Genomic DNA, 21,103 nt, shown 5'->3' with positions numbered 1-21,103 from the left:
TCGTGCCATCCTATCCGCTCGCCCGCCCGCACGCCGATGCCATTATCGCCGGTCCGCTATTCGGGGCCGTCCGTCGCCCGGCCCCCGTCGAAGGCCTCCTGGGCTCTGGTGAAGCGATAGGTCGCCCAGTGCATCCGGGCGATCCCGCCACGATCGTCGCGGGTCAGCCGCAACAGCTCGCCGGCCTCCCGCCCGGAGACCGTCCGGAGCACGTCCACCTCGTCCGGCAACGACTCGAAGATCGCCGGTGGGCGGCTCGCCGGCGCGTCGACCGCACGCGCCTGCAACCGCCCGTCGTGCCAGGCGAAGACGAACTCCATGCCCTCGCTCCACCAGCGCCCCAGCACCGGGCGGTAGGCGGCCGGCGCGGGTGGCGCGGCCCGCCACGGCCGGATCTCCGCCGGGTCCGACTCGACCGCGATCCGCAGCAGCTCGTGCACCAGCTCATTGGTCTGCAGCGCGGTCCCGGACGAGCCGAGCACCGCGCAGCCGAGCCCGCCCGGGTTGCCCTCGCCGCCGCGCCGGCCGTAGACACCGGCCAGGAAACCGGGCATCGCCCCGTCGTGGCCGACGTGCATCACCCGCTTGCCCTCCGGGGCCAGGATCAGCCCGAGCCCGAAACCGAGCGCCCACAGGTTCTCGTCGGTGGTGGTCGACGGCCAGCGCATCTCGTCGACGGTCGCGGCGTCGAGCACCCGCCCGCCCGGGTCGGCGATCTCCGGGCTCGCCAGGAACGCCGCCCACCGGGCCATGTCGCCGGCGGTGCTCCAGATCTGGGCGGCCGGGGCCAGCCCGGCCATGTCGACCGGCGGCTCCGGGCGGGCCGCGTCGGAGTACGCGTCGACGAGGTAGCCGACCACCGCCTGCTCCGGCCGGTCGACCGTGGTCGCGGCCAGCCCGAGCGGGCCGAGGATCCGCTCCTGGGTGATCTCCGCCCAGGTGCCGCCGCGCAGCTTGGCGACGAGCTGGCCGAGGACGGCGAGGCCGAGGTTGGAGTAGTGGAAACGCCTGGCGTTGGGCAGCACCCGCTCGGCCCGGTCCAGCTCGGCGAGCATCCGGCCGGCGTCCGGGGCGAGCAGGCTGTCCCACACGTCGCCGGACGGCTCACGCTGGAACCCGGCGGTGTGCGAGAGCAGCCGCCGGATCGTGGCGTCGCCGTGCGCCGGCAGGTCGAGGTAGGCCGAGACGGGCTGGTCGAGGTCGAGCAGCCCGTCGTCGCGGGCCTGCATGACCAGCACCGCGGTGAACGTCTTGGTGACCGACCCGATCCGGAACCGGCTGTCCGGCCCGAGCGGGTGCGCCGGGTTGCCGGAGTCACCGACGGTGAAGACCCAGGGCTCCCGGTCGGGGCGGTGCAGCGCGACCGAGAGCGCGGGTATCCGGCCGTCGGCCTGGGCACGCCTGGCGGCCCGCTCGTAACGGGGGGCGGGGGTGCTCACGGCCGGACCGTTGTCGGGCCGGCCACGATCCGGCAGAACAGGCAGGAGTTTTCCACCTGATGGATCTTATGGGCCGGGCGTGGGCTTAGATGGTCGACGGACCCTCCGACACACCCCTGGGAGCGCTCTCATGATCGACCTCGACCCGTTACTCCAGCAGCTCAGCCTGGAGGAGAAGGTCTCCCTGCTGACCGGGCAGGACTTCTGGTCGCTGCCGGCGATCCCCCGCATCGGGCTGAGCTCGCTCGTCATGTCGGACGGTCCGGTCGGCGTCCGCGGCACCGGCTACACGCCCGACGACCCGTCGGTCGCGCTGCCCAGCCCGACCGCGCTCGCCGCCACCTGGGACGTGGCCCTGGCCCGCCGGGCCGGCCGGCTGCTCGGCCAGGAGTCCCGGCGCAAGGGCGTGCACCTGCTGCTCGGCCCGACCGTCAACCTGCACCGCACCCCGCTCGGCGGCCGGCACTTCGAGTGCTACTCCGAGGACCCGCTGCTGACCGGTGAGATCGCCGCCGGCTTCGTCGAGGGCGTCCAGCAGCACCGCGTCGGCACCACGGTGAAACACCTGGTCGGCAACGACTTCGAGACCGAGCGGATGACAGTCGACGTGCGGATCGGTGAGCGGGCGCTGCGCGAGCTGTACCTGGCGCCGTTCGAGCGGGTCGCGGCGGCCGGCGGGTGGGGCGTGATGAGCGCGTACAACGGGGTCAACGGCGAGTCGATGGCCGCGAACGGCCGCATCCAGGACGAGATCCTGAAACGCGAGTGGGGCTTCGACGGGGTGGTCGTCTCCGACTGGCGGGCGGCCCGGGACACGGTGGCGTCGGCGCTCGGCGGCCTCGACATCGCCATGCCGGCGATGGACAACCCGTGGGGCCCGGCGCTGGTCGAGGCGGTCCGGTCCGGCGCCGTCGGTGCGGACGTGATCGACGAGAAGGTACGCCGTGTGCTGCTCCTCGCCGCGCGGACCGGCGCCCTGGCTGTCGAGCCGACGCCCGATCTGCCGCTCGACGAGGACGGCGACGACGTGGCGCACGACGTGGCCGTGGGCTCGTTCGTGCTGGCCCGCAACGTCGACTTCGCGCTCCCGCTGGAACCGGCCGAACTGACCCGGGTCGCGGTGATCGGCGCCCTGGCCACCGACGCCCGGGTGCTCGGCGGCGGCAGCGCCCAGGTCACCCCGCGGCACGTGATCTCCCCGCTCGACGGGCTCCGCAACGACCTGCCCGGGGTCGACGTCGCCTACGCGATCGGCGCCGACCCGCGGCCGTTCCTGCCGGCCGCGCAGGGTCCGGACTGGGCGCCGTTCCGGTTCGTGATCCACGATCAGGATGTCCCGGTCGAGACGGCCACGATCCGCTGGATCGGCGACCCGCCGGCCGGGCTGGACGTGGCCGGCATCACCACCCTGGAGTTGCACGCCGAGCTCACCCCCGAGACCGGCGGCGAGCACGTCCTGGCGGTCTCCGGGTTCGGCGCGTTCGAGCTGTTTGTCGGCGGGGAGAAGCTCTACGAGGGCTCGCTGCACCCGCCCGGCACCGGCCGCGCCGACCTGCTGCTGCACCCGAAGGAGCAGCGATTCGCGGTCACGCTGGAAGCTGGGACGCCGGTTCCGGTGCTGCTCCGGCAGACCTTCGTGCCCGGGGCCGCGCACTCGGTCTCGACCACGCTCGGTCACCGGGCGCCGGGCCCGGACGAGGAGGGGCTGATCGCCGAGGCGGTCGAGCTGGCCGCCCGGTCGGATGTCGCGGTGATCGTGGTCGGCACCACCGAGCAGGTCGAGTCGGAGGGCTTCGACCGCACCTCGCTGGCCCTCCCCGGCCGCCAGGACGAGCTGGTGTCCCGGGTCGCGGCGGCCAATCCGCGGACGATCGTCGTGGTCAACGCCGGTTCGCCGGTGCTGCTGCCGTGGTCCGGGGAGGTGGCGGCGGTGCTGCTCACCTGGTTCCCCGGGCAGGAGGCGGGCGCCGCGCTGGCCGACGTCCTGCTCGGGGTCGCCGAGCCCGGCGGCCGGCTGCCGACCACCTGGCCGCGCAGCGAGAAGGACTGCCCGGTGCTCGACGTCAAGCCGTCGGACGGCACGCTCGGTTACGACGAGGGGATCTTCATCGGCTACCGCGGATGGTTGCGGCAGGCGACCGAGCCACTGTTCGCTTTCGGTCACGGCCTGGGATACACCGATTGGTCGTACGACCACATGGCGCACTCCGGATCGGAGGTCCGGGTGACGGTCACCAACACCGGCTGGCGCGCCGGCCGTGAGGTCGTGCAGGTGTACCTGTCCCCCGGCGCCGACACCCTGGTCACCACCCCCGTCCCGGACAGCGGCTCGCCGGTGGAACGGCCGGAACGCTGGCTGGCCGGATTCGCGACGGCGGACGCCGAGCCCGGCGAGTCGGTCACCGTCACGATCCAGCTTCCCGAACGGGCCTTCCAGGTGTGGAACGACGGCTGGCAGACGGTCCCCGGCACCTACACGGTGATCGCCGCGCACGCCCTCGACGATCCGCGCCGGTCGGTCGAGATCGCCGTCTGACCGTGTCTCCGGGGCGGGCCGGCCGGTCCCGCCCCGGATAGGTTGACGGTCATGACGACGCGCGAACGTGGACAGGTCTTCGGCGAACTGGCCGAGGAGTACGACCGGATCCGCCCGAGCTACCCGGCCGGCCTGGTGACCGACGTCCTGGAGCTGGCCGGCCCCGGCCCGGTGCTGGAGGTGGGCGCCGGCACCGGCAAGGCGACCGCCCTGTTCGCCGCCCACGACATCGATCTGACCTGCCTGGAACCGGACCCCCGGATGGCCGCCGTGCTGCGCCGTGCCGTCCCCGGCGTGCCGGTGATCGAGTCCACGTTCGAGGGCTGGGCGCCGGATCGCGGTTACGGTCTGGTGATCAGCGCCCAGGCCTGGCACTGGGTCGACCGGGACCGCCGCAACACGCTGGCCTTCGAGGCGCTCGCCCCGGGCGGTCTGCTCGCCCCGTTCTGGAACGTCTTCCTGGTCCCGGACCGCGAGCTGCACACCGCCCTGGCCGAGGTGGACGCCCGGCACGGCCTGGACGGTGACCACTCCCCGCACTCACTGCACCCCCGCGACGTGCCGGACGTCCCCCGCCCGTTCGCCGAGGACTGGCCGGACCTGGCCGGCATCGAGAGCCTCTTCACCGACCTGCGGACCCTGCGCTACCGGGCCACCCGCTCATACACCCCCGCCGAGTACCGGGCCCACCTGCACTCGATCTCGCTGTACCGGATGCTCGACGAGTCCCGCCGGGAGACCGTCATCGACGACACCATCGCGGTGATCGAGGCCCACGGCGACCGGATCGACTTCGCCGTACACACGCTGGTAGCCCTGGCCCGCCGCCCAGCCTGAACCCGGCCGGCTGTCACCAGCGGCCCAGCCGGGTGGAGAGGACGGCGAGCGACGCGACGCCGGCGGTCGAGGTGCGCAGCACCTCGGACCCGAGGCGCACCGGCACCGCGCCGGCTTCGCGGAAGACCTCCAGCTCCGGGTCGCTGATGCCCCCCTCGGGGCCGACCACCAGCACCACCTCACCGGAGTCCGGCAGCTTCGCCGCGGTCAGCCGCTCGGTGGCCTCCTCGTGCAGCACGAACGCCGCGGCGGCCGCCGTCAGCCGGGCCGCGACCTGTTTCGTCGAGCAGTCCGGCTCACCGCCGACGACCGGAAGCCACGACCGTCGCGCCTGCTTGGCGGCCTCCCGCGCGGTCGCCGCCCACTTGTCGCGCGCCTTGAACCCGCGGTCGCCCCGCCACTGCGCCACCGACCGGGACGCCGCCCACGGCAGAATCTCGTCCACGCCGACCTCGGTCATCGCCTGCACGGCCAGCTCGCCCCGGTCGCCCTTGGCGACGCCCTGCACGACGACCAGGCGCGGGTCGGCGGCCGGCTCCGCGGCGACACTGAGGATCGTCAGGTCGACGCTGCCCCGGCCGACGCCGGTGACCTCGGCGCGGGCGGTGCCGCCGCGTCCGTCGGCGAGGATCAGGGACTCACCGGCGCGCAGCCGCTGCACGGTGGCGGCATGGTGCCCTTCCGGCCCGTCCAGGGTGAACGACGATCCGGCGGGCAGGCTCTCGACCAGGAACAGCGGCGCGGACATGCCCGAACGCTACCGAACGCCGTCCGGCCGGCGGCTGCGGGGAGATGCCGGCTTCGACGCCGTTTCAGCGCCGCATCAGCGCCCGGTGACAGCGTAGGCGCGACCCGCGGCCGAGAGATGAGCCGCGAAGCCTTCGTCACGAAAGGGCGCCATGAGGACCACCCTGCTCAAGAGAATCGGCGTGCTCAGCGCCGTGCTGGCGTTCGCCGGTTCGATGCTGTTCGCCAGTCCCGCCGCCGCGGCGATCACCACGATCTTCGATCTGAACGGCGCCTACTACTACTCCGACACGGTCAAACCGGTGATCACCCGGACCGGTGACCTGCTCAGCATCGACATGTCATCGCAGGGACGACCGCCGGCGCAGGGAACCGTCATCGACGCCGACACCATCATGGTCACCTTCGCGAACCCGGCCGAGACGGTGTACGGCCAGTTGTACCGGCCCGGCAAGATCATCTGGTCGAACGGATCCAGCTGGGTGAAGATGACGGCGGTGCCGAACGTGCGGTGGATCACCCCGGAGGAGGCCACCACCGTGCTGGTCCGTGCGGGTTTCACTCGCGGCACGGTGACCACGTTCCCCGACCTCAGCTGCGACTTCATCGGCCTCGTCGGATTCCAGAATCCGCGCGCCGGGACGCTGGCGGCCCCGGGCAGCCGTGTGAACCTCACGATCGGGGCGGTTCCGCCGCAGCAGCCCTGCCCCTGATCCGGGCACGGAAGACGCCGGGTGCGCAAGGGGGCACACCCGGCGTTTCGGCCGTCAGTGGCCGTTGAACGCGTCCCGCATCCGGCTGAAGAAGCCACCCTGCTTGCTCAGCTCGGCGACGTCCTCCCCGCGGGTCTTGGCGAAGTCGCGGAGCATCCGCTCCTGGTCGGCGGTGAGCTTGGTCGGCGTCTTGACGTCGAGGTGCACGAACAACTCGCCACGGCCCTGACCACGCAGGTGCGGCACGCCCTTGCCGCGGATACGCAACGTGCTGGCCGGCTGGGTGCCCGGCTTGACCTCGATGTTCTCCTCGCCGTCGAGGGTCTTGATGGTCATCCGGGTGCCGAGGGCGGCCGCCGTCATCGGCAGGGTGACCCGGCAGTGCAGGTCGTCGCCCTTGCGGGAGTAGACGTCGTGCGGCCGCTCGTGGATCTCCACATACAGGTCGCCGGCGGTGCCGCCGCCGGGGCCGACCTCGCCCTGCTGGGCCAGCCGGATCCGCATGCCGTCCTCGACGCCCGCCGGGATCTTGACGGTGAGCGAGCGGCGTGTCCTTATCCGGCCGTCGCCCGCGCAGGTCGGGCAGGGGCTGGGGATGACCGTGCCGTGGCCCTGGCAGTTCTGGCAGGGGCGGGACGAGACGACCTGGCCGAGGAAGGTGCGCTGCACCGACTGGACCTCGCCGCGGCCGGAGCAGACCTCGCACGTCGACAGGTGGGTGCCGGGCGCGGTGCCGGCGCCGGAGCACTGGGTGCAGAGGACCGCGGTGTCGACGGTGATCGGGGCTTCCACGCCGAAGGCGGTCTCGACCAGGTCGAGCTCGAGCCGGAGGATCGCGTCGGCGCCGGGCCGGGTGCGCGGGCGCGGGCCACGGGAGCCACCACCGGCGGCCGTGCCGAAGAACGCGTCCATGATGTCCTGGAAACCGACGAACGGGCCGGCGCCACCGGCTCCGCCGGGCATGCCTCCACCCGGCGCCAGCGGGTCGCCACCGAGGTCGACGATCTGCCGCTTCTGGTCGTCGGAGAGAACCTCGTACGCCGCGTTGATCTCTTTGAACTTGTCGTGCGCCTCCGGATCCGGATTGACGTCCGGGTGGTACTGCCGTGCCAGTTTGCGGTAGGCGCGCTTGATCTCGTCGTCGGTTGCCTCCCGGCTCACACCGAGAATTCCGTAATAGTCCTTGGCCACGGGGTTTGGAGTCCTCAATGTCTGCGCGAATCCGTCAATTCTGTGCCAACAGGTCGCCAACGTAGCGTGCCACTGCACGAACGGTAGCGATAGTGCCGGGGTAGTCCATCCGGGTGGGCCCCAGCACGCCGAGCCCACCAACGATCGTGGTACCCGGTCCGTAACCACTGCTCACCACGGACGCCGACCGGAGGTTGTCGATCTGGTTCTCGTCGCCGATCAGGACCCGGGTGGTCCGGGGCTCCAGATCGCCGATGAGCTTCAGAAGGATCACCTCCTCCTCGAGAGCCTCGAGGACGGGCCGCAGCGTGCCCTGGAAGTCCAGCACACCCCCGCGTGTCAAGTTGGCCGTACCCGCGAGCGCGAGGCGCTCCTCACTCCGCTCGACCAGAGTCTCCAGCAGGATCGACGCCAGGCACGTCATCGACGCGCGGCGCTCGATGGCGCACTCCTCGACGAGTTTCTGCACCAGGGGCGGGGTGTCGGCGAGCCGCTGCCCGGCCAGTTTCTCGTTTACCCGGAGCCGCAGCTCCCACACCTCGCCGTCGGCGAGCGGGCCGGGCATCTCCACGAGCCGCTGCTCGACCCGGCCGGTGTCGGTGATCATCACCAGCATCAGGCGGGTGGTGGAGATCGGCACCAGCTCCAGGTGGCGGACCGCGGAGCGGGACAGGCTGGGATACTGCACGACGGCGACCTGGCGGGTGAGCTGGGCCAGGAGCCGGACGGTGCGGTGCACCACGTCGTCGAGGTCGACGGCGCCGACCATGAACCGCTCGATGGCGCGGCGCTCGGCCGGGCTGAGCGGCTTGATCTTGGTGAGCCGGTCGACGAAGAGCCGGTAACCGGCGTCGGTGGGCACCCGGCCGGCACTGGTGTGCGGCTGCCGGATGTAACCCTCCTCCTCCAGCACGGCCATGTCGTTGCGGACGGTGGCCGGGGAGACGCCGAGCTTGTGCCGGTCGACCAGTGCCTTGCTGCCCACCGGCTCCTGAGTCTCGACGTAGTCCTCGACGATCGCCCGGAGCACCTCGAGCTTGCGGTCATCAAGACTCATATGACCCCTCCCCCTGTTGGCACTCCCGCTAATAGAGTGCCAGTCTACGTCGCGGGCGGTCACAACGCGATGATCGAAAGTACGTACCGGGCTCGGATTTCGGGGCCGGACGGGTCAGAACGGTCTTTACAGCACGTCGCGGACGACCGCGTCGGCCAGCAGCCGGCCCCGCAGGGTGAGCGCGAGCCTCCCCTGTTCGTAGGCGCCCGGGTCGAGCAGGCCGTCGGCCAGGGCCTGCGCGGCGCCGGCGGCGTCGACCCGGTCGAGCGGGATGCCCTCGCGCAGCCGCACCCGGAGCATCACGTCCTCCATGTGCCGGTCGGCGTCGGTCAGCAGCTCCCGCGCGTGTCCCGGCGAAACCCCCTCGGCCAGGCGTTTCGCGTACGCCGACGGGTGTTTGACGTTCCACCAGCGCACCCCGCCGACGTGGCTGTGCGCGCCCGGCCCCAGACCCCACCAGTCGGCGCCGGTCCAGTAGAGCAGGTTGTGCCGGCACTCCCCGCCGGTCCGGGCCCAGTTGGACACCTCGTACCACTGGAATCCGGCCGCGCTCAGCGCCGCCTCGGCGGCCAGGTAGCGGTCGGCCGCCACATCGTCCGACGGGTACGGCAGCTCGCCCCGCCGCATCCGCCCGGCCATCCGGGTGCCGTCCTCGACGATCAGCGCGTAGGCGCTCACATGATCCACACCGGCGTCGACGACGGTCTGGAGGGAACGCGCGAAGTCGTCCGGGCTCTCTCCCGGCGTCCCGTAGATCAGATCCAGGTTGACGTGCTCGAAGCCGGCCTCGCGGGCCTCGATCGCGGCCTGCGGGGCGCGCCCGGCGGTGTGTCTGCGGTCGAGCACCCGCAGCACGTTCGTGGCCGCGGACTGCATGCCGAGCGAGATCCGGGTGAAACCGGCCCCACGCAGCTGCCGCAGATAGGCCGGGTCCACCGACTCCGGGTTGGCCTCGGTGGTCACCTCGGCGCCGGGGGCCAGCCCCCAGGTCCGGTCGATGCCCTCCAGGATCCGGCCCAGGTCACCGGCGCTGAGCAGGGTGGGAGTGCCGCCGCCGACGAAGACCGTGCCGACCGGGCCGGGCTCGATCACCCGGGCCGCGAGGGCCAGCTCGGCCAGGACGGTCTCCGCGTACTCGTCGCGGCTCGCCCCGCCGCCCAGCTCGCTCGCCGTGTAGGTGTTGAAGTCGCAGTACCCGCAGCGGCTGGCGCAGAACGGGACGTGCACGTAGACGGCGAACCCGTTCTTGCCCACCTCACGGGTGGCTTCGTCGGGGAGCGACCCGTCGGAGGGTACGGGTTCGCCATCGGGGAGTGCGCCGGCCATCCGTCAAGTGTGCACGTCTTACAGTTCCGGGATGGATCTGGTCCGTACCGTCACCGCCGCCGGCGTGACCACGATGACAATCGACAACCCGGCCAACCGCAACGCGCTCTCCACCGCGCTGCTCGGGCAGCTGCTGGACGCGCTCGCCGCGTCGGCCGCCGACCCGGACAGCCGTGTGGTGGTTCTCACCCACGAGGGCCCGGTCTTCTCCTCCGGCGTCGACCTGAAGGAGACCGCCGCGGCCGGCCCCGGCGACCGGCTGCCCGCCGAGATGCTGGCCGACGTGCTGGCGGTGCTCTGGGAGTTCGGAAAGCCGGTGATCGCCCGGATCGCCGGTCCGGCCCGCGCCGGCGGCCTCGGCCTGATCGGCGCGGCCGACATCGCGGTCTGCGTCCGCTCGGCCACCTTCGCCTTCACCGAGGTCCGGCTCGGCGTGATCCCCGCGGTGATCAGCTCGACCGTGCTGCCCCGGCTGTCGCCGCGGGCCGCCGCCGACCTCTATCTGACCGGCGACGTCTTCGACGGCGCCCGGGCGGCCGAGATCGGCCTGGTCACCGCGGCCGTCGCGGAGGACGACCTGGACGACGCGGTGCGGCGTTACTGCTCCTCACTCGTCCGCGGCGGTCCGCTCGCCCTGGCCGGCACCAAACAACTTCTGCGCCGTACGAGAGCCGACTCGATCCGGGCCGACCTGGCCGATCTCGCGCACCGCTCAGCCGGATACTTCAAGTCGGCCGAGGGCCGGGAGGGGGTGGCCGCCGCACGCGAGAAACGCGACCCGGACTGGATCCGCTGACCGCCCCGGTCGGGTGCCGCGGGCCACAGTGACGCCGGGCCGCAAGCGCTCGTTGTCTAGGCTTGGCGTCCGGCGTCAGAGGAGGTGTGGGTGCGCGCGAAACCGATCGTGGGCGTGATCGCCCTGCTGTCCGTCGCCGTGGTGGCCGGTGTGGTCGTCCTGATCAACAACCTGGCCGGCACCATCAAGCTGCCACAGCTCGGTCCCGAGTGCACGGTTCGCGCCGACGGTCAGGTCACTCTCGACACCGCCCAGATGGCCAACGCGGCGACCATCGCCGCGATCGGGGTCCGGCGCAACATGCCGGAGCAGGCGATCGTGGTCGCGCTGGCCACCGCCTTCCAGGAGTCGAAACTGGAGAATCTGGAGAGTGGCGACCGCGACTCGGTCGGCCTCTTCCAGCAGCGGCCCAGCCAGGGGTGGGGCACGGTCGAGCAGATCAGCGACCCCCGCTATTCGGCCGGCAAGTTCTACGCCGCCCTCAAGAAGGTCAAGGGCTGGGAGGAGATGCGGGTCACCGACGCCGCGCAGCGGGTGCAGCGGTCGGCGTATCCGGAGGCCTACGAGAAGTGGGCCGACGAGTCGAAGGTGCTGGCCGCCGCGCTGACCGGCCGGGCCACCGGCGCCGTCGAGTGTGTCGTGCCGGACATCCCGGCGGTGCGCGGCGCGGAGGCGGCCGCCGCGCTGCTGAGCAGTCTCCAGCTGGACTGGGGCAAGAAACTGGCCGGTCAGGCCCGCAGCGCCGAGGCGGCCGGTCTCACGGTCGCGGTGACCGACCCGAGTGTCGGCTGGCGGTTCGCGCACTGGCTGGTCTCGCACGCCTCGGCCACCGGCCTCGAACGGGTACGTTTCGGCGATCTGGAGTGGCACGCGCCGGAGGGAAAGTGGCAGCCGGTAACCGGCGACGGCGGGGCCGGTACGGCTCAGGTGGTAGCGGAGGTCTTCCATTGAGGGACCTCCGGAATTATCGGTGACTAGTCGTAATGTCTCGCTTGCCCAAGACTGGTAGCGCTGCGTATACATCCACATGGACAGTGCGCAACCACCCTGGTACTAAGTAGGTCGTGCTGAGGGCGATCGAGTGGATCCTGCTGGGAGCGGGCAGCGCCGGCGCCATTCTCTGGGGCGTTCACCGGCACCGCCCGGCCCGTCGTGCGCCGTGGCTGCTGCTGGCCGGCGCGGTGGCCACCCTCGCGATCGGGGACATCTTCTACGCGTACGACCGGATGGCCTTCGCCGACACCTCGTACCTGCTGATGTTCGTCCTGGTGGCGCTGAGCCTGCTCCAGTTCACCCGGGGCGGCGCGCTGCTGGTCGACCGGGCCCGCCTCATCGACCTGGTGGCGTTCGCCTGCTCCGGCATGCTCGTGGTCTGGGTGTTCGTGATCAGCGTGGACGGCCGGTTCGGCACGGTCTCCCCGGCCGACGTGATCGGTGACCTGCTGCTGATCGGTGTCGCCGTGCGCCTGGTGATCGCCGACCATCGCAACGTCGCCGCGATCCTGCTGGTCACCGGGTCGACCGGCATGCTCACCGGCGACATCTTCTATCCGCTGACCGGCGAGAGCCCGGCCGCCGAGTCCGCCTACGTGCTGCTATACCTCGCGTGGGGACTGTCCGCGCTGCACCCGTCGATGACCCGGCTCACCGAGCCACGGCCCGCGCGGATGGCGCCGTGGCGGTTCCGCGACACCATCCTGCTCGCCATGTCGGCCGCCACCCCGCCCATCGTGCTGATCATCGAGTCCGTCTCCGGACCGGTCCGCAACGGGGTGGTGATCGCGGTCACCGGGGCGATCACCCTGCTGCTCATGATCACCCGGCTCGCCGACGCCGTGCACCAGCACAGCCAGGCCCTGACCCGGGAACGCGGCCTGCGCTCGGCGAACACCGCCCTGGTCGCGGCGGCCGACGTCCCCGCCGTCGAGGAGGCGGTCCGCGTCGCCGTCAGCCGCCTGCTGCCACCCGGCAGCGTCCGCCGCGTGATCCTCGCCACCGACGGCGAGCGCCTGCCCCGGCCTCTCCCCACCGACGGCAAGCGCCTGCCCCGGCCTCTCCCCACCGACGGCAAGCGCCTGCCCCAGCCTCGTCCCAGCGCCGACGCGCGGCAGCCTCGAGAGGGCCGGTCGGTCGAGCCCGCCGACGCGCGGCAGTCCCGGGAGAGCCAGTCGGTCGAGCCCGCCGACGCCGGTTCCCACAGCTGGTGGACCAGTGCCGCCGATCCGGACGAGCGCACCCTGATCTGCCCGCTGCGCCTGGAGCCGCTGGCGGTGGCCCGGCCCAGCGGCGGCGCCCTGATCATCACCGGGCGCCGGGATGCGCTGGTCGCCGGCCGCGACGCGCTCGAGGTGCTGGCCGGGGAGACCGCGCTGGCCCTGGACCGGATCACGCTCGTCGAGGCGATCGGCCGCCGGGACAGCGATCTCTACCTGCGGGCCGTCACCGGCAACACCGCGGAGATCATGGCGGTCGTCGATTCCGACCACCGGATCCGCTACGCGAGTCCGGGCCTGCGACGTCTGACCGGCGGCGGCGACCTGCCGCCACTCACCGTCCTCGACGATCTGGTTCATGCCGACGACCGCGAGACGGTACGCCGTGCGCTGCGCGCCGAGGGCGACGGCACGGTGTACTGCGCCCTGAACCAGACGGACGGCACCCAGGTGCTGGTCGCCATGGCGTACCGCGATCTGCGCCACGACCGCCTCGTCCAGGGCCTGGTCGTCACGCTCCGGCCGGTCGGCAACACCGGCGACGTGGCCGACCCCGCCCCGCACCACGAGCACCAGGGCGAACTCCCGGCCTGGGTGAACCGTCGCAGCGCTCGCCACAAGTTCCGCTACTGATCCCGGCGCCCGCTCAGTCCGGCCCCTTCCACGACCCGCCTCGCGGTCACCTGCACCACCGCCGCCGGCTCTGATCCACCGCTGGCCCCGCTCTGCCGCCCGCCCTGCTCTGCCGCCCGCCCTGCTCTGCCGCCCGCCCTGCTCTGCCGCCCGCCCTGCTCTGCCGCCCGCCCTGCTCTGCCGCCTGCCCCGCTCTGCCGCCTGCCCCGCTTCGCCGCCCGCCCCCGCTTCGCCGCCCGCCCCGCTTCGCCGCCGGAGACGCGAGAAGCCGGCCCCAACGGTGGGGCCGGCTTCTCGCGTCTGGTTTCGGACCGTGCGTCAGCGGGTCAGGCCACGACGGCCACTCGTGCCGGCGACCAGGGCGACACCGATGGCGGCCAGGACGACCTGGAAGAAGAACTCGATCCAGTCGAAGCCGCGGGTGTCCGCCACACCGAGCGCCCGCGCCAGCACGGTGCCCAGCAGAGCGGCGACGACACCGACGACCATGGTCAGCCAGATCGGGATGTTCTGCTTGCCCGGCACCACGAGCCGGCCAAGCGCACCAATGATCAGACCGACGATCAGGGCGACGATGATGCCGATGAGCGTGAATTCCATCGGGTCCTCCTCGGGGGTGGAGCTTGTTGGTTGCGTCCGTCGAGCCCCTGTGTTCCCGACCCCCCGAGGAATCAAACCGCCCTATTTTTTAGCCGTCCCCTTGGTGTCAGTGCTGTCGGATGTGGACAGCGCGGCGATGAAGGCCTCCTGCGGAACCTCCACCCGACCGACCATCTTCATCCGCTTCTTGCCTTCCTTCTGCTTCTCCAGCAGCTTCCGCTTCCGGCTGATGTCACCGCCGTAGCACTTCGCGAGCACGTCCTTGCGGATGGCGCGAATCGTCTCGCGGGCGATGATCCGGCTGCCGATGGCCGCCTGGATCGGCACCTCGAACTGCTGCCGCGGAATGAGTTTCTGCAGCTTGGCGGCGATCGTCGTGCCATAGGTGTACGCCTTGTCCTTGTGCACGATCGCACTGAAGGCGTCGACCGGCTCGCCGTGCAGCAGGATGTCGACCTTCACCAGGTCGGCCACCTGCTCGCCGGAGGGCTCGTAGTCGAGTGACGCGTACCCCTTGGTCTTGCTCTTGAGCTGGTCGAAGAAGTCGAAGATGATCTCCGCGAGGGGGAGCGTGTAACGCAGCTCCACCCGTTCGGAGGACAGGTACTCCATGCCGAGCAGGCTGCCCCGGCGGCTCTGGCACAGCTCCATGACGGCGCCCACGTACTCGTTCGGCACCAGCACCGTCGCGCGGACCACCGGCTCGTGGATCTCGGCGATCTTCCCGTTCGGGAACTCGCTCGGGTTGGTGACCACCGAGTCCTTACCGTCCTCGGTGAACACCTGGTAGACCACGTTCGGCGCGGTGGAGATCAGGTCCAGGCCGAACTCGCGCTCCAGCCGCTCACCGATGATCTCCAGGTGCAGCAGGCCCAGGTAGCCGACGCGGAACCCGAACCCGAGCGCCGCCGACGTCTCCGGCTCGTAGGTGAGCGCCGCGTCGTTCAGCTTCAGCTTGTCGAGCGCGTCGCGCAGCGCCGGATAGTCCGAGCCGTCGATCGGGTAGAGGCCCGAGTAGACCATCGGCTTCGGGTCCTTGTAGCCGCCGAGCGCCTCCTTGGCCGGCCGGTTGTTGCCGGTGACGGTGTCGCCGACCTTCGACTGGCGGACGTCCTTCACACCGGTGATCAGGTAGCCGACCTCGCCGACACCGAGCGCCGTCGCCTTCTCCATCTCGGGCGAGACGACACCGATCTCCAGCAGCTCGTGCACCGCGCCGGTGGACATCATCTTGATCTTGTCGCGCGCCTCGATGCGGCCGTCGATCACCCGGACGTAGGTGACCACGCCGCGATACACGTCATACACCGAGTCGAAGATCATCGCGCGGGCCGGCGCCACCGCGTCGCCCACCGGCGCCACGAACTGGCGAACGATCTCGTCCAGCAGATGGTCCACACCGACACCGGTCTTGCCGGACACCCGCAGCACGTCCGACGGCTCGCAGCCGATCAGCTTCGCGAGCTCCTCGGCATACTTCTCCGGCTGTGCGGCCGGCAGGTCGATCTTGTTGAGCACCGGGATGATGTGGAGGTCGTTCTCCATCGCCAGATACAGGTTGGCGAGGGTCTGCGCCTCGATGCCCTGCGCCGCGTCGACCAGCAGAACCGCGCCCTCACAGGCGGCCAGGCTCCGCGACACCTCATAGGTGAAGTCGACGTGCCCCGGGGTGTCGATCATGTTGAGGACGACCGACTCGCCCTGCCTGTCACCCTCCCGGACCGTCCAGGGCATGCGCACGGCCTGCGACTTGATGGTGATGCCGCGCTCGCGTTCGATGTCCATCCGGTCGAGGTACTGCGCGCGCATCTGGCGCGGGTCGACCACCCCGGTGATCTGCAACATCCGGTCGGCCAGCGTCGACTTGCCGTGGTCGATGTGGGCGATGATGCAGAAGTTGCGGATGCGGCTGGGATCGGTCGATCCGATCACGTTAACGCCGGGGTCGAGCGGTCCAGGCACGGTCTTCCGTTCTTCTCGGGCTTGGCTGCGGGCGCCGGCTCAATCCACCGGCGCTCCCTATCGTCCCACGCCCGGAAGGGCAGGTCCGATCACACCCGTTCCACCGGCCCACCCGAACCTGCCGGCCGTCGAACACCAACCGGATCCCCCGGACGAATCCCCACGCCCGCACCCGGCATCACCCACGTCGGCGGGACCGCCCGAGGCGCCCGCGTCTCCCGCCCTCTCGGTGGGCCGCCGAGGGATCAGTCCGGGGGTTCCAGGAACAGGGCGGCCAGCCGGGGCAGGCGGCGGCGCATCTCGTCCTCGTTGTCGAAATCCCACAGGTCGGCCACCTTGGGACGGGTACGTGGCCGCTCCTCGGCGGGCAGCGGGCCGCCTGTCGCCTCCTCGTAGGCGCGGGCCGCGATGCCGAGCACCTCCTCCGCCTCGAACACCGCGCCGGTGTCCGCCGCCTCCTTGATCACCACCACATTGGCCAGGACATCCGGTTTCTGAACAGCGGCCGCCACGGCCTTGCGCCCGTGCGCGATGAGCCAGCCCCGGAACGCGTCGAACCCGGCCTCGTCGGCGCCGCTGTTGATCAGATAGGCCGCCGCCCACAGATCCTCGGTGCCGGAGGCGGCCATCACCTTGTCGAGATGGCGGCCCCACGCGACGATCTCCTCCGGATCGCGCGCGGCCAGGTCGGCGACGGCACGCTCGGCCACCTGGGCGGGCGAGGCCGGCCGGTCGGCGGTGGCACGGTCGATGACCGCCCAGAAATCGTCGGTTCGCATGCCGCGATCCTGCCAGTGCGGTACGACATTTCCGCGGGCGGCAGGATGAGGTCATGCGGCCGATCACTCTGCCCGACGTTCCTTACGACGCGACCGCCGTACGGCCGCAGTGGTCTGACCTGCCGGACGACCTGCGGAAAGCGATCAGCCGGCGTCTCGGATCGCCGGTGTCCGCCGCGCGTAGCGCAGGTGGCGGTTTCACCAGGGCCCTCGCCAGTGTGCTCGACACCGAGACCGGGACCAGCGTGTTCGTGAAGGCCGCGCCGTTGAGCGACCCGGTGTCCCAGTGGTACGCCCGGGAAGCCGCCCTGACCGCGGCCCTCCCGCCGGAGGTGACCGCCGCCCGCCCGCTCTGGACCATGACCGATTCCGATTGGTACGTCCTGTGCCTGCCGGCGATCGACGGCCGGATCCCGGAGTTGCCCTGGTCACAGCCGGACCTGGACACCACCCTGCGCACCTGGTCGGCCGCCGCGACCGCGCTCGCTTACCCGTCGCCGCAACTCGCCGGGATCGGCCTGCCGGCGCTCCCGGAGATCCTGCGCGACGAGATGTCCTGGTGGTCGCTGATCGCCGCCCGCCGTGCGCCGATGCCCGAACCGGCCCTCGCCACGATCGCCCCGCACCGGCTGGCCGAGCTGGCGAAACTCGAGCGCGCGCTGCCCGCTCTGGCGGCCGGCGACGGGATGTGCCACGGCGATCTGCGGATCGACAACGTGCTGATCGACCGGGACGGCCGGGCCTGGCTGTGCGACTGGACCTGGCCGTGCCTCGGCGCGCCCTGGTTCGACACGGTGACGTTGCTGGTCAGCGCGTACGCCAGCGGCCTGGACACGGACACCGTGCTGCGCGCGTGGGGCGCTCCCGACGAGGGGGTGGACGGGGCGCTGGCCGCGCTCGCCGGATACTGGCTGACGCGAGCCGGGGACGGTCCGAGCAGCGCGTCGCCGCACAGCCGGCAGCACCAGCGGTTCAGCGGCGAGCAGGCGCTCGCCTGGCTGGCCGAGCGCCGAGGGTGGGACGCGGAGCCCAGCCGACGCCGCTGGTTCCGCCGGTGAGAGCCGGTGGGAGACGGTGAAAGCCGCCGAATCCGGAGCCGTTTTGGCGGCCCGTTGGCGTGCTGGTAACCTGGTACCTCGCGTGTGGTGACACGCTGTTGTTTCCTGCACCGGCCTCGCCGGATCGAGACGGCCGCGCGGTGAACACTCGTTTTAGACCATTGTTTCCGAACTAGTCAGGACAAGGCTGTCGCGTGGCGAACATCAAGTCCCAGATCAAGCGCAACCGGCAGAACGAGAAGGCCCGTCTGCGCAACAAGTCGGTCAAGTCTTCGCTGAAGACCGTGATCCGCAAGCTGCACGAGGCGAGTGACTCGGGCAACGTCGAGTCGGCCACCGCGCTGCTGCGTGACGCTTCGCGCCAGCTGGACAAGGCCGTCAGCAAGGGCGTCATTCACAAGAACCAGGCGGCCAACCGCAAGTCGGCCATCGCCAAGAAGATCGCCTCGCTGTCCGCCTGATCCGCTCGTTCTGGATCAGAGCACAGCCGCATGGACGCGGCTGATAGCCCGTGCCCGCCCTTGAGGCGGGCCGGCACGGACAAACCCGGGCACCGCCGAACCTCACGGTTCGTGTCGGTGCCCGGTTTCGTTTAGCAGTGCGGCAACCCGCGGCGCGCATCGGACCACACCTCACCACACAACCACCGGCACCCATCCGCGTGGCAACCCGCGGCGCGCATCGAACCGCACCTCACCACACAACCGCCAGCGCCCATCCGCGTGGCAACCCGCGGCGCGCATCGGACCACACCTCACCACACAACCACCGGCACCCATCCGCGTGGCTACCCGCGGCTCGCATCGAACCGCACCTGACCACACAACCGTGTGGCGACCGGCGACACCGCTCGAACCGCACTCCGAAGCCCGAAAGGCAACGGGCTCATTCGTAGCGACGCGAAGCGGCCTGCCGGGCCATCTGCTGCCGGATGTCGAGCTCGTCAGCCCAGGCACGGCGAACCGGAGCGTTGTGCGCACGCGGCTCCTCCACCGCCGGCTCCACGGTCGACCGCACCTGATGCTGCCCATCCTCGCCGTATCCCCCGGCACCAGACGAGCTGTACCCCCCTGAACCAGGCGAGACGTGCCCACCGGGACCAGACGAGACGTGCCCACCGGGGCCAGAGGATCCGTAACCCCCTGGACCAGACGAGCCGTATGTCCCAGGGACAGACGAGCCGGCCCCAGGACTGGACGAGCTGTGCCCACCCGGACCGGACGAGCCGTGGCCACCGGCGCCAGACGGGTACCCCCCGCTGGAGACTCCCCGCGAATACGACCCCGGATACCCGACAGCCGGCGCCTCCGGCATCACGTCACCAGGAACCGCCGGGTCATACCCGAGCGGCCCCGGCGCTGCCGAGACGATAGGCGCATACCCACCCGCAAGCGGCATGGCCGCCGGCGTGAACCCACCGGCGACCGGCGCTGCGGCAGGCGTAAACCCAGGCTCCTGATCGCCGGCCGGAAAAGCCGGCCGATGGTTTCCGGGGGAACCCGACCCATAAACCCCGGGCCGCCCACCGGAAGCCGACCCGTAGACGCCCCCGGCCCGCTCACCCGAGGCACTGCTGTAGACCCCGGTCCACTCGGCCGCCGGAGCCGACCCCCCGGTGGCCCGGGTGAATGCCGCCCCGGCAGGCCCGAACCCGCTCCCCCGCTCGGTGGCGGCCCCCACCGGCCGCATCACCCCGGTGGCCGCCACCTGCTCGGACGGCGTGGCCATCACGGCCGGCCGCAGCACAGCGGTGCGGGACGAGGCACCCTCGGTGGCGACCGCCTGCGGAGCGAACGCCCCCGCGACCAGGTCGTTGAACTTGACCATCAGCGCGACGGTGACCGGCAGCACGACCACGCCCCACCAGCTGACCAGCTCAGCGAGGGCGAGCAGGATGCCGAGCACGACGGCGCCCTCGAGGAAGACGAAGCACAGCAGCCCACTGGGCGCCAGGTGGCGCAGCCGAAGCACGCGGGCGTAGAGGGGCTGGCTGGTCCGGGTCATCGGGCGCCTCCGTCACGACGCGCGGCAGCGATGGCGAAGACCGTCTGCTCCAGGGCGTAGCCACGGTCCTCAGCGCCGCCCTTGACGGCGGCATTGCAGTCGGCGGCCGCCCGCATCGCGTCGACCAGGCCCTCCGGCGTCCAGCCGCGGCTGCGCTGCTGCGCCTTCTCGATCTTCCAGGCGGGCATGCCCAGACTGCTGGCCAGCTGGTACGGACTACCGCGCCCCGCCGAGGCGACCCGGGCCACCGTCCGCACCCCGTCGGCCAGGGCGTCCGCGATCGGCACCGGATCGACACCGACGTGCAGGGCCCAGCGCAACGCTTCGAGCGCGCCGGGCAGATCACCGACCATGGCCGCGTCGGCGACCGCGAAACCGGTGACCTCGGCACGCCCCTTGTAATACCGCGCGACGACCGCCTCGGTGATCTTGCCGTCGGTGTCGGCGAGCAGCTGGGAGCAGGCGGCGGCGATCTCACGGAGGTCGGTGCCGACGGCCTGGAGCAGGGCGGCCGCGGCGGAGTCGTCACACCGGGCGCCGTTGCGCCGGAACTCGTTGCGGACGAACCCGATCCGCTCGGAGTCCTTCTTCAGCTTCATCACCGGCACCACGGTGGCCCCGGCGGCGCGCAGGCCGTCGGCGAACGCCTTGCCCTTGGCCCCGCCGACGTGCGTGACGACCAGGGTGACCTCGGGATCCGGGCTCTTCGCATAGGCGAGCAGCGCAGTGGTCAAATCCTTACGCGCATCCTGACCGCTTCTGATCACCAGGACGCGACGACCGCCGAAGAGTGACGGGCTCAGCATCTCGGCGACCTCGCCGGCGGCGAGCGAGCCACCCTCATACTCCCGGACGTCCGCCCCTGGGTCGGCGGCTCGCGCAGCCTCGACCGCCTCGGCGACGGCACGGGCGGCGAGCAGCTCCTCGTCGCCTTGGACGAGCAGCAACGAGGGGGGTGGCGCGGCATTCACGTGCAACATCGTCGCACGGGCCACCGACAGTTCCGCGAGCCTCACTCGTTAGCGCAGGCCGCTGATCACCGAACGCGAAACCAGACATATCAACGACCGGATATGCCCTCCCCACCGTACAGTCGCTGAACTCAGGCGCGATCCGCCGTACATCCGATTTGCCTGTTTCGCAGCTCATTGAAGTAATACGGCATAAAATCTTCCGGCGCGCATCCCTCACCCGGGCGTGTCACACATCGGC

Annotated in this window: 17 protein-coding genes and 1 pseudogene; 8 read left to right on the top strand and 10 right to left on the bottom strand. The window is 71.3% G+C overall.

From position 1 onward, the window contains the following. Nucleotides 1-56: 56 nt before the first annotated feature. Nucleotides 57-1,439 (bottom strand): serine hydrolase domain-containing protein, encoded by a 1,383-nt coding sequence (locus AB0E94_RS34845; protein ID WP_360335326.1) that lies wholly within the window; start codon nt 1,437-1,439, stop codon nt 57-59. Between the two features lie 130 nt (nt 1,440-1,569). Here AB0E94_RS34845 and AB0E94_RS34840 point away from each other — a divergent pair, with 130 nt between their 5' ends. Both AB0E94_RS34840 and AB0E94_RS34835 read left to right on the top strand, forming a co-directional pair. Next, a complete protein-coding gene (locus AB0E94_RS34840; protein ID WP_360335324.1) occupies nt 1,570-3,975 on the top strand; it encodes a glycoside hydrolase family 3 C-terminal domain-containing protein in 2,406 nt (801 codons plus the stop codon). A 51-nt stretch (nt 3,976-4,026) separates the two neighbouring features. Beyond that, complete coding sequence (locus tag AB0E94_RS34835) at nt 4,027-4,812, top strand: class I SAM-dependent methyltransferase (protein ID WP_360335322.1); 786 nt, start codon at nt 4,027-4,029, stop codon at nt 4,810-4,812. Nucleotides 4,813-4,825: 13 nt separating this feature from the next. Here AB0E94_RS34835 and AB0E94_RS34830 read toward each other — a convergent pair whose 3' ends face one another. Further along, nucleotides 4,826-5,560: a 16S rRNA (uracil(1498)-N(3))-methyltransferase gene (locus AB0E94_RS34830; protein WP_360335320.1), complete on the bottom strand. Its 735-nt coding sequence runs from the start codon at nt 5,558-5,560 to the stop codon at nt 4,826-4,828. Between the two features lie 151 nt (nt 5,561-5,711). Here AB0E94_RS34830 and AB0E94_RS34825 point away from each other — a divergent pair, with 151 nt between their 5' ends. Next, nucleotides 5,712-6,272 (top strand): PASTA domain-containing protein, encoded by a 561-nt coding sequence (locus AB0E94_RS34825; protein WP_360335318.1) that lies wholly within the window; start codon nt 5,712-5,714, stop codon nt 6,270-6,272. A 54-nt stretch (nt 6,273-6,326) separates the two neighbouring features. Here the strand turns inward: AB0E94_RS34825 and dnaJ are convergent, their stop codons facing one another. The 3 genes from dnaJ to hemW form a co-directional block, all read right to left on the bottom strand. Then, nucleotides 6,327-7,463, bottom strand: a complete 1,137-nt coding sequence (dnaJ, locus tag AB0E94_RS34820; RefSeq protein WP_360290941.1) for a molecular chaperone DnaJ — start codon at nt 7,461-7,463, stop codon at nt 6,327-6,329. Between the two features lie 34 nt (nt 7,464-7,497). Continuing rightward, nucleotides 7,498-8,520 (bottom strand): heat-inducible transcriptional repressor HrcA, encoded by a 1,023-nt coding sequence (gene hrcA / locus AB0E94_RS34815; RefSeq protein ID WP_360335316.1) that lies wholly within the window; start codon nt 8,518-8,520, stop codon nt 7,498-7,500. A 126-nt stretch (nt 8,521-8,646) separates the two neighbouring features. Continuing rightward, entirely contained in the window at nt 8,647-9,846 is a 1,200-nt protein-coding gene (hemW, locus tag AB0E94_RS34810) for a radical SAM family heme chaperone HemW (protein WP_360335314.1), read from the bottom strand. Between the two features lie 31 nt (nt 9,847-9,877). Between hemW and AB0E94_RS34805 the strand changes: the two genes are divergently transcribed. From AB0E94_RS34805 to AB0E94_RS34795, 3 genes are all read left to right on the top strand, one after another. Continuing rightward, nucleotides 9,878-10,642, top strand: a complete 765-nt coding sequence (locus AB0E94_RS34805) for an enoyl-CoA hydratase-related protein (protein ID WP_360335312.1) — start codon at nt 9,878-9,880, stop codon at nt 10,640-10,642. An 84-nt stretch (nt 10,643-10,726) separates the two neighbouring features. Then, the gene (locus AB0E94_RS34800) at nt 10,727-11,593 is read left to right on the top strand and encodes a hypothetical protein (RefSeq protein WP_360335310.1); all 867 of its coding nucleotides are present in this window, start codon (nt 10,727-10,729) and stop codon (nt 11,591-11,593) included. Nucleotides 11,594-11,706: 113 nt separating this feature from the next. Then, entirely contained in the window at nt 11,707-13,488 is a 1,782-nt protein-coding gene (locus tag AB0E94_RS34795) for a PAS domain-containing protein (RefSeq protein WP_360335308.1), read from the top strand. Between the two features lie 318 nt (nt 13,489-13,806). Here AB0E94_RS34795 and AB0E94_RS34790 read toward each other — a convergent pair whose 3' ends face one another. From AB0E94_RS34790 to AB0E94_RS34780, 3 genes are all read right to left on the bottom strand, one after another. Continuing rightward, on the bottom strand, nt 13,807-14,088 hold the full coding sequence (locus AB0E94_RS34790) for a GlsB/YeaQ/YmgE family stress response membrane protein (protein WP_360335306.1): 282 nt from the start codon (nt 14,086-14,088) through the stop codon (nt 13,807-13,809). An 81-nt stretch (nt 14,089-14,169) separates the two neighbouring features. Then, nucleotides 14,170-16,050: a translation elongation factor 4 gene (gene lepA, locus AB0E94_RS34785; RefSeq protein WP_360335304.1), complete on the bottom strand. Its 1,881-nt coding sequence runs from the start codon at nt 16,048-16,050 to the stop codon at nt 14,170-14,172. A gap of 245 nt (nt 16,051-16,295) precedes the next feature. Continuing rightward, on the bottom strand, nt 16,296-16,829 hold the full coding sequence (locus AB0E94_RS34780) for a DUF4240 domain-containing protein (RefSeq protein WP_360335302.1): 534 nt from the start codon (nt 16,827-16,829) through the stop codon (nt 16,296-16,298). A gap of 53 nt (nt 16,830-16,882) precedes the next feature. Here AB0E94_RS34780 and AB0E94_RS34775 point away from each other — a divergent pair, with 53 nt between their 5' ends. Together AB0E94_RS34775 and rpsT are read left to right on the top strand one after the other, a co-directional pair. Then, nucleotides 16,883-17,887: a phosphotransferase gene (locus tag AB0E94_RS34775; RefSeq protein ID WP_360335299.1), complete on the top strand. Its 1,005-nt coding sequence runs from the start codon at nt 16,883-16,885 to the stop codon at nt 17,885-17,887. Nucleotides 17,888-18,081: 194 nt separating this feature from the next. Next, nucleotides 18,082-18,348 (top strand): 30S ribosomal protein S20, encoded by a 267-nt coding sequence (rpsT, locus tag AB0E94_RS34770; protein ID WP_093621541.1) that lies wholly within the window; start codon nt 18,082-18,084, stop codon nt 18,346-18,348. Between the two features lie 1,339 nt (nt 18,349-19,687). On the opposite strand, the pseudogene AB0E94_RS34765 reads toward rpsT, so the two are convergent. Together AB0E94_RS34765 and holA are read right to left on the bottom strand one after the other, a co-directional pair. Continuing rightward, nucleotides 19,688-19,891: pseudogene (locus AB0E94_RS34765) on the bottom strand (hypothetical protein); the annotation flags it as partial. Continuing rightward, the gene (holA, locus tag AB0E94_RS34760) at nt 19,888-20,871 is read right to left on the bottom strand and encodes a DNA polymerase III subunit delta (RefSeq protein ID WP_360335297.1); all 984 of its coding nucleotides are present in this window, start codon (nt 20,869-20,871) and stop codon (nt 19,888-19,890) included. The gene holA and the pseudogene AB0E94_RS34765, both read right to left, overlap by 4 nt. Between the last annotated feature and the right edge of the window lie 232 nt (nt 20,872-21,103).

The sequence above is a fragment of the Actinoplanes sp. NPDC026670 genome (assembly GCF_040638175.1).
In the GTDB taxonomy this organism is placed as follows: domain Bacteria; phylum Actinomycetota; class Actinomycetes; order Mycobacteriales; family Micromonosporaceae; genus Actinoplanes.
The sequence above is the reverse complement of the archived record's forward strand: the minus strand, read 5'-3'. Positions and strand labels throughout refer to the sequence as shown.

What these genes read in the sequence shown, in the direction of transcription:
- AB0E94_RS34840 (WP_360335324.1), top strand. Translation starts at nt 1,570, where the DNA reads ATGATCGACCTCGACCCGTTACTCCAGCAGCTCAGCCTGGAGGAGAAG.
- AB0E94_RS34835 (WP_360335322.1), top strand. Translation starts at nt 4,027, where the DNA reads ATGACGACGCGCGAACGTGGACAGGTCTTCGGCGAACTGGCCGAGGAG.
- AB0E94_RS34830 (WP_360335320.1), bottom strand. Translation starts at nt 5,560, where the DNA reads ATGTCCGCGCCGCTGTTCCTGGTCGAGAGCCTGCCCGCCGGATCGTCG.
- AB0E94_RS34825 (WP_360335318.1), top strand. Translation starts at nt 5,712, where the DNA reads ATGAGGACCACCCTGCTCAAGAGAATCGGCGTGCTCAGCGCCGTGCTG.
- hrcA (WP_360335316.1), bottom strand. Translation starts at nt 8,520, where the DNA reads ATGAGTCTTGATGACCGCAAGCTCGAGGTGCTCCGGGCGATCGTCGAG.
- hemW (WP_360335314.1), bottom strand. Translation starts at nt 9,846, where the DNA reads ATGGCCGGCGCACTCCCCGATGGCGAACCCGTACCCTCCGACGGGTCG.
- AB0E94_RS34805 (WP_360335312.1), top strand. Translation starts at nt 9,878, where the DNA reads ATGGATCTGGTCCGTACCGTCACCGCCGCCGGCGTGACCACGATGACA.
- AB0E94_RS34790 (WP_360335306.1), bottom strand. Translation starts at nt 14,088, where the DNA reads ATGGAATTCACGCTCATCGGCATCATCGTCGCCCTGATCGTCGGTCTG.
- AB0E94_RS34780 (WP_360335302.1), bottom strand. Translation starts at nt 16,829, where the DNA reads ATGCGAACCGACGATTTCTGGGCGGTCATCGACCGTGCCACCGCCGAC.
- AB0E94_RS34775 (WP_360335299.1), top strand. Translation starts at nt 16,883, where the DNA reads ATGCGGCCGATCACTCTGCCCGACGTTCCTTACGACGCGACCGCCGTA.
- holA (WP_360335297.1), bottom strand. Translation starts at nt 20,871, where the DNA reads ATGTTGCACGTGAATGCCGCGCCACCCCCCTCGTTGCTGCTCGTCCAA.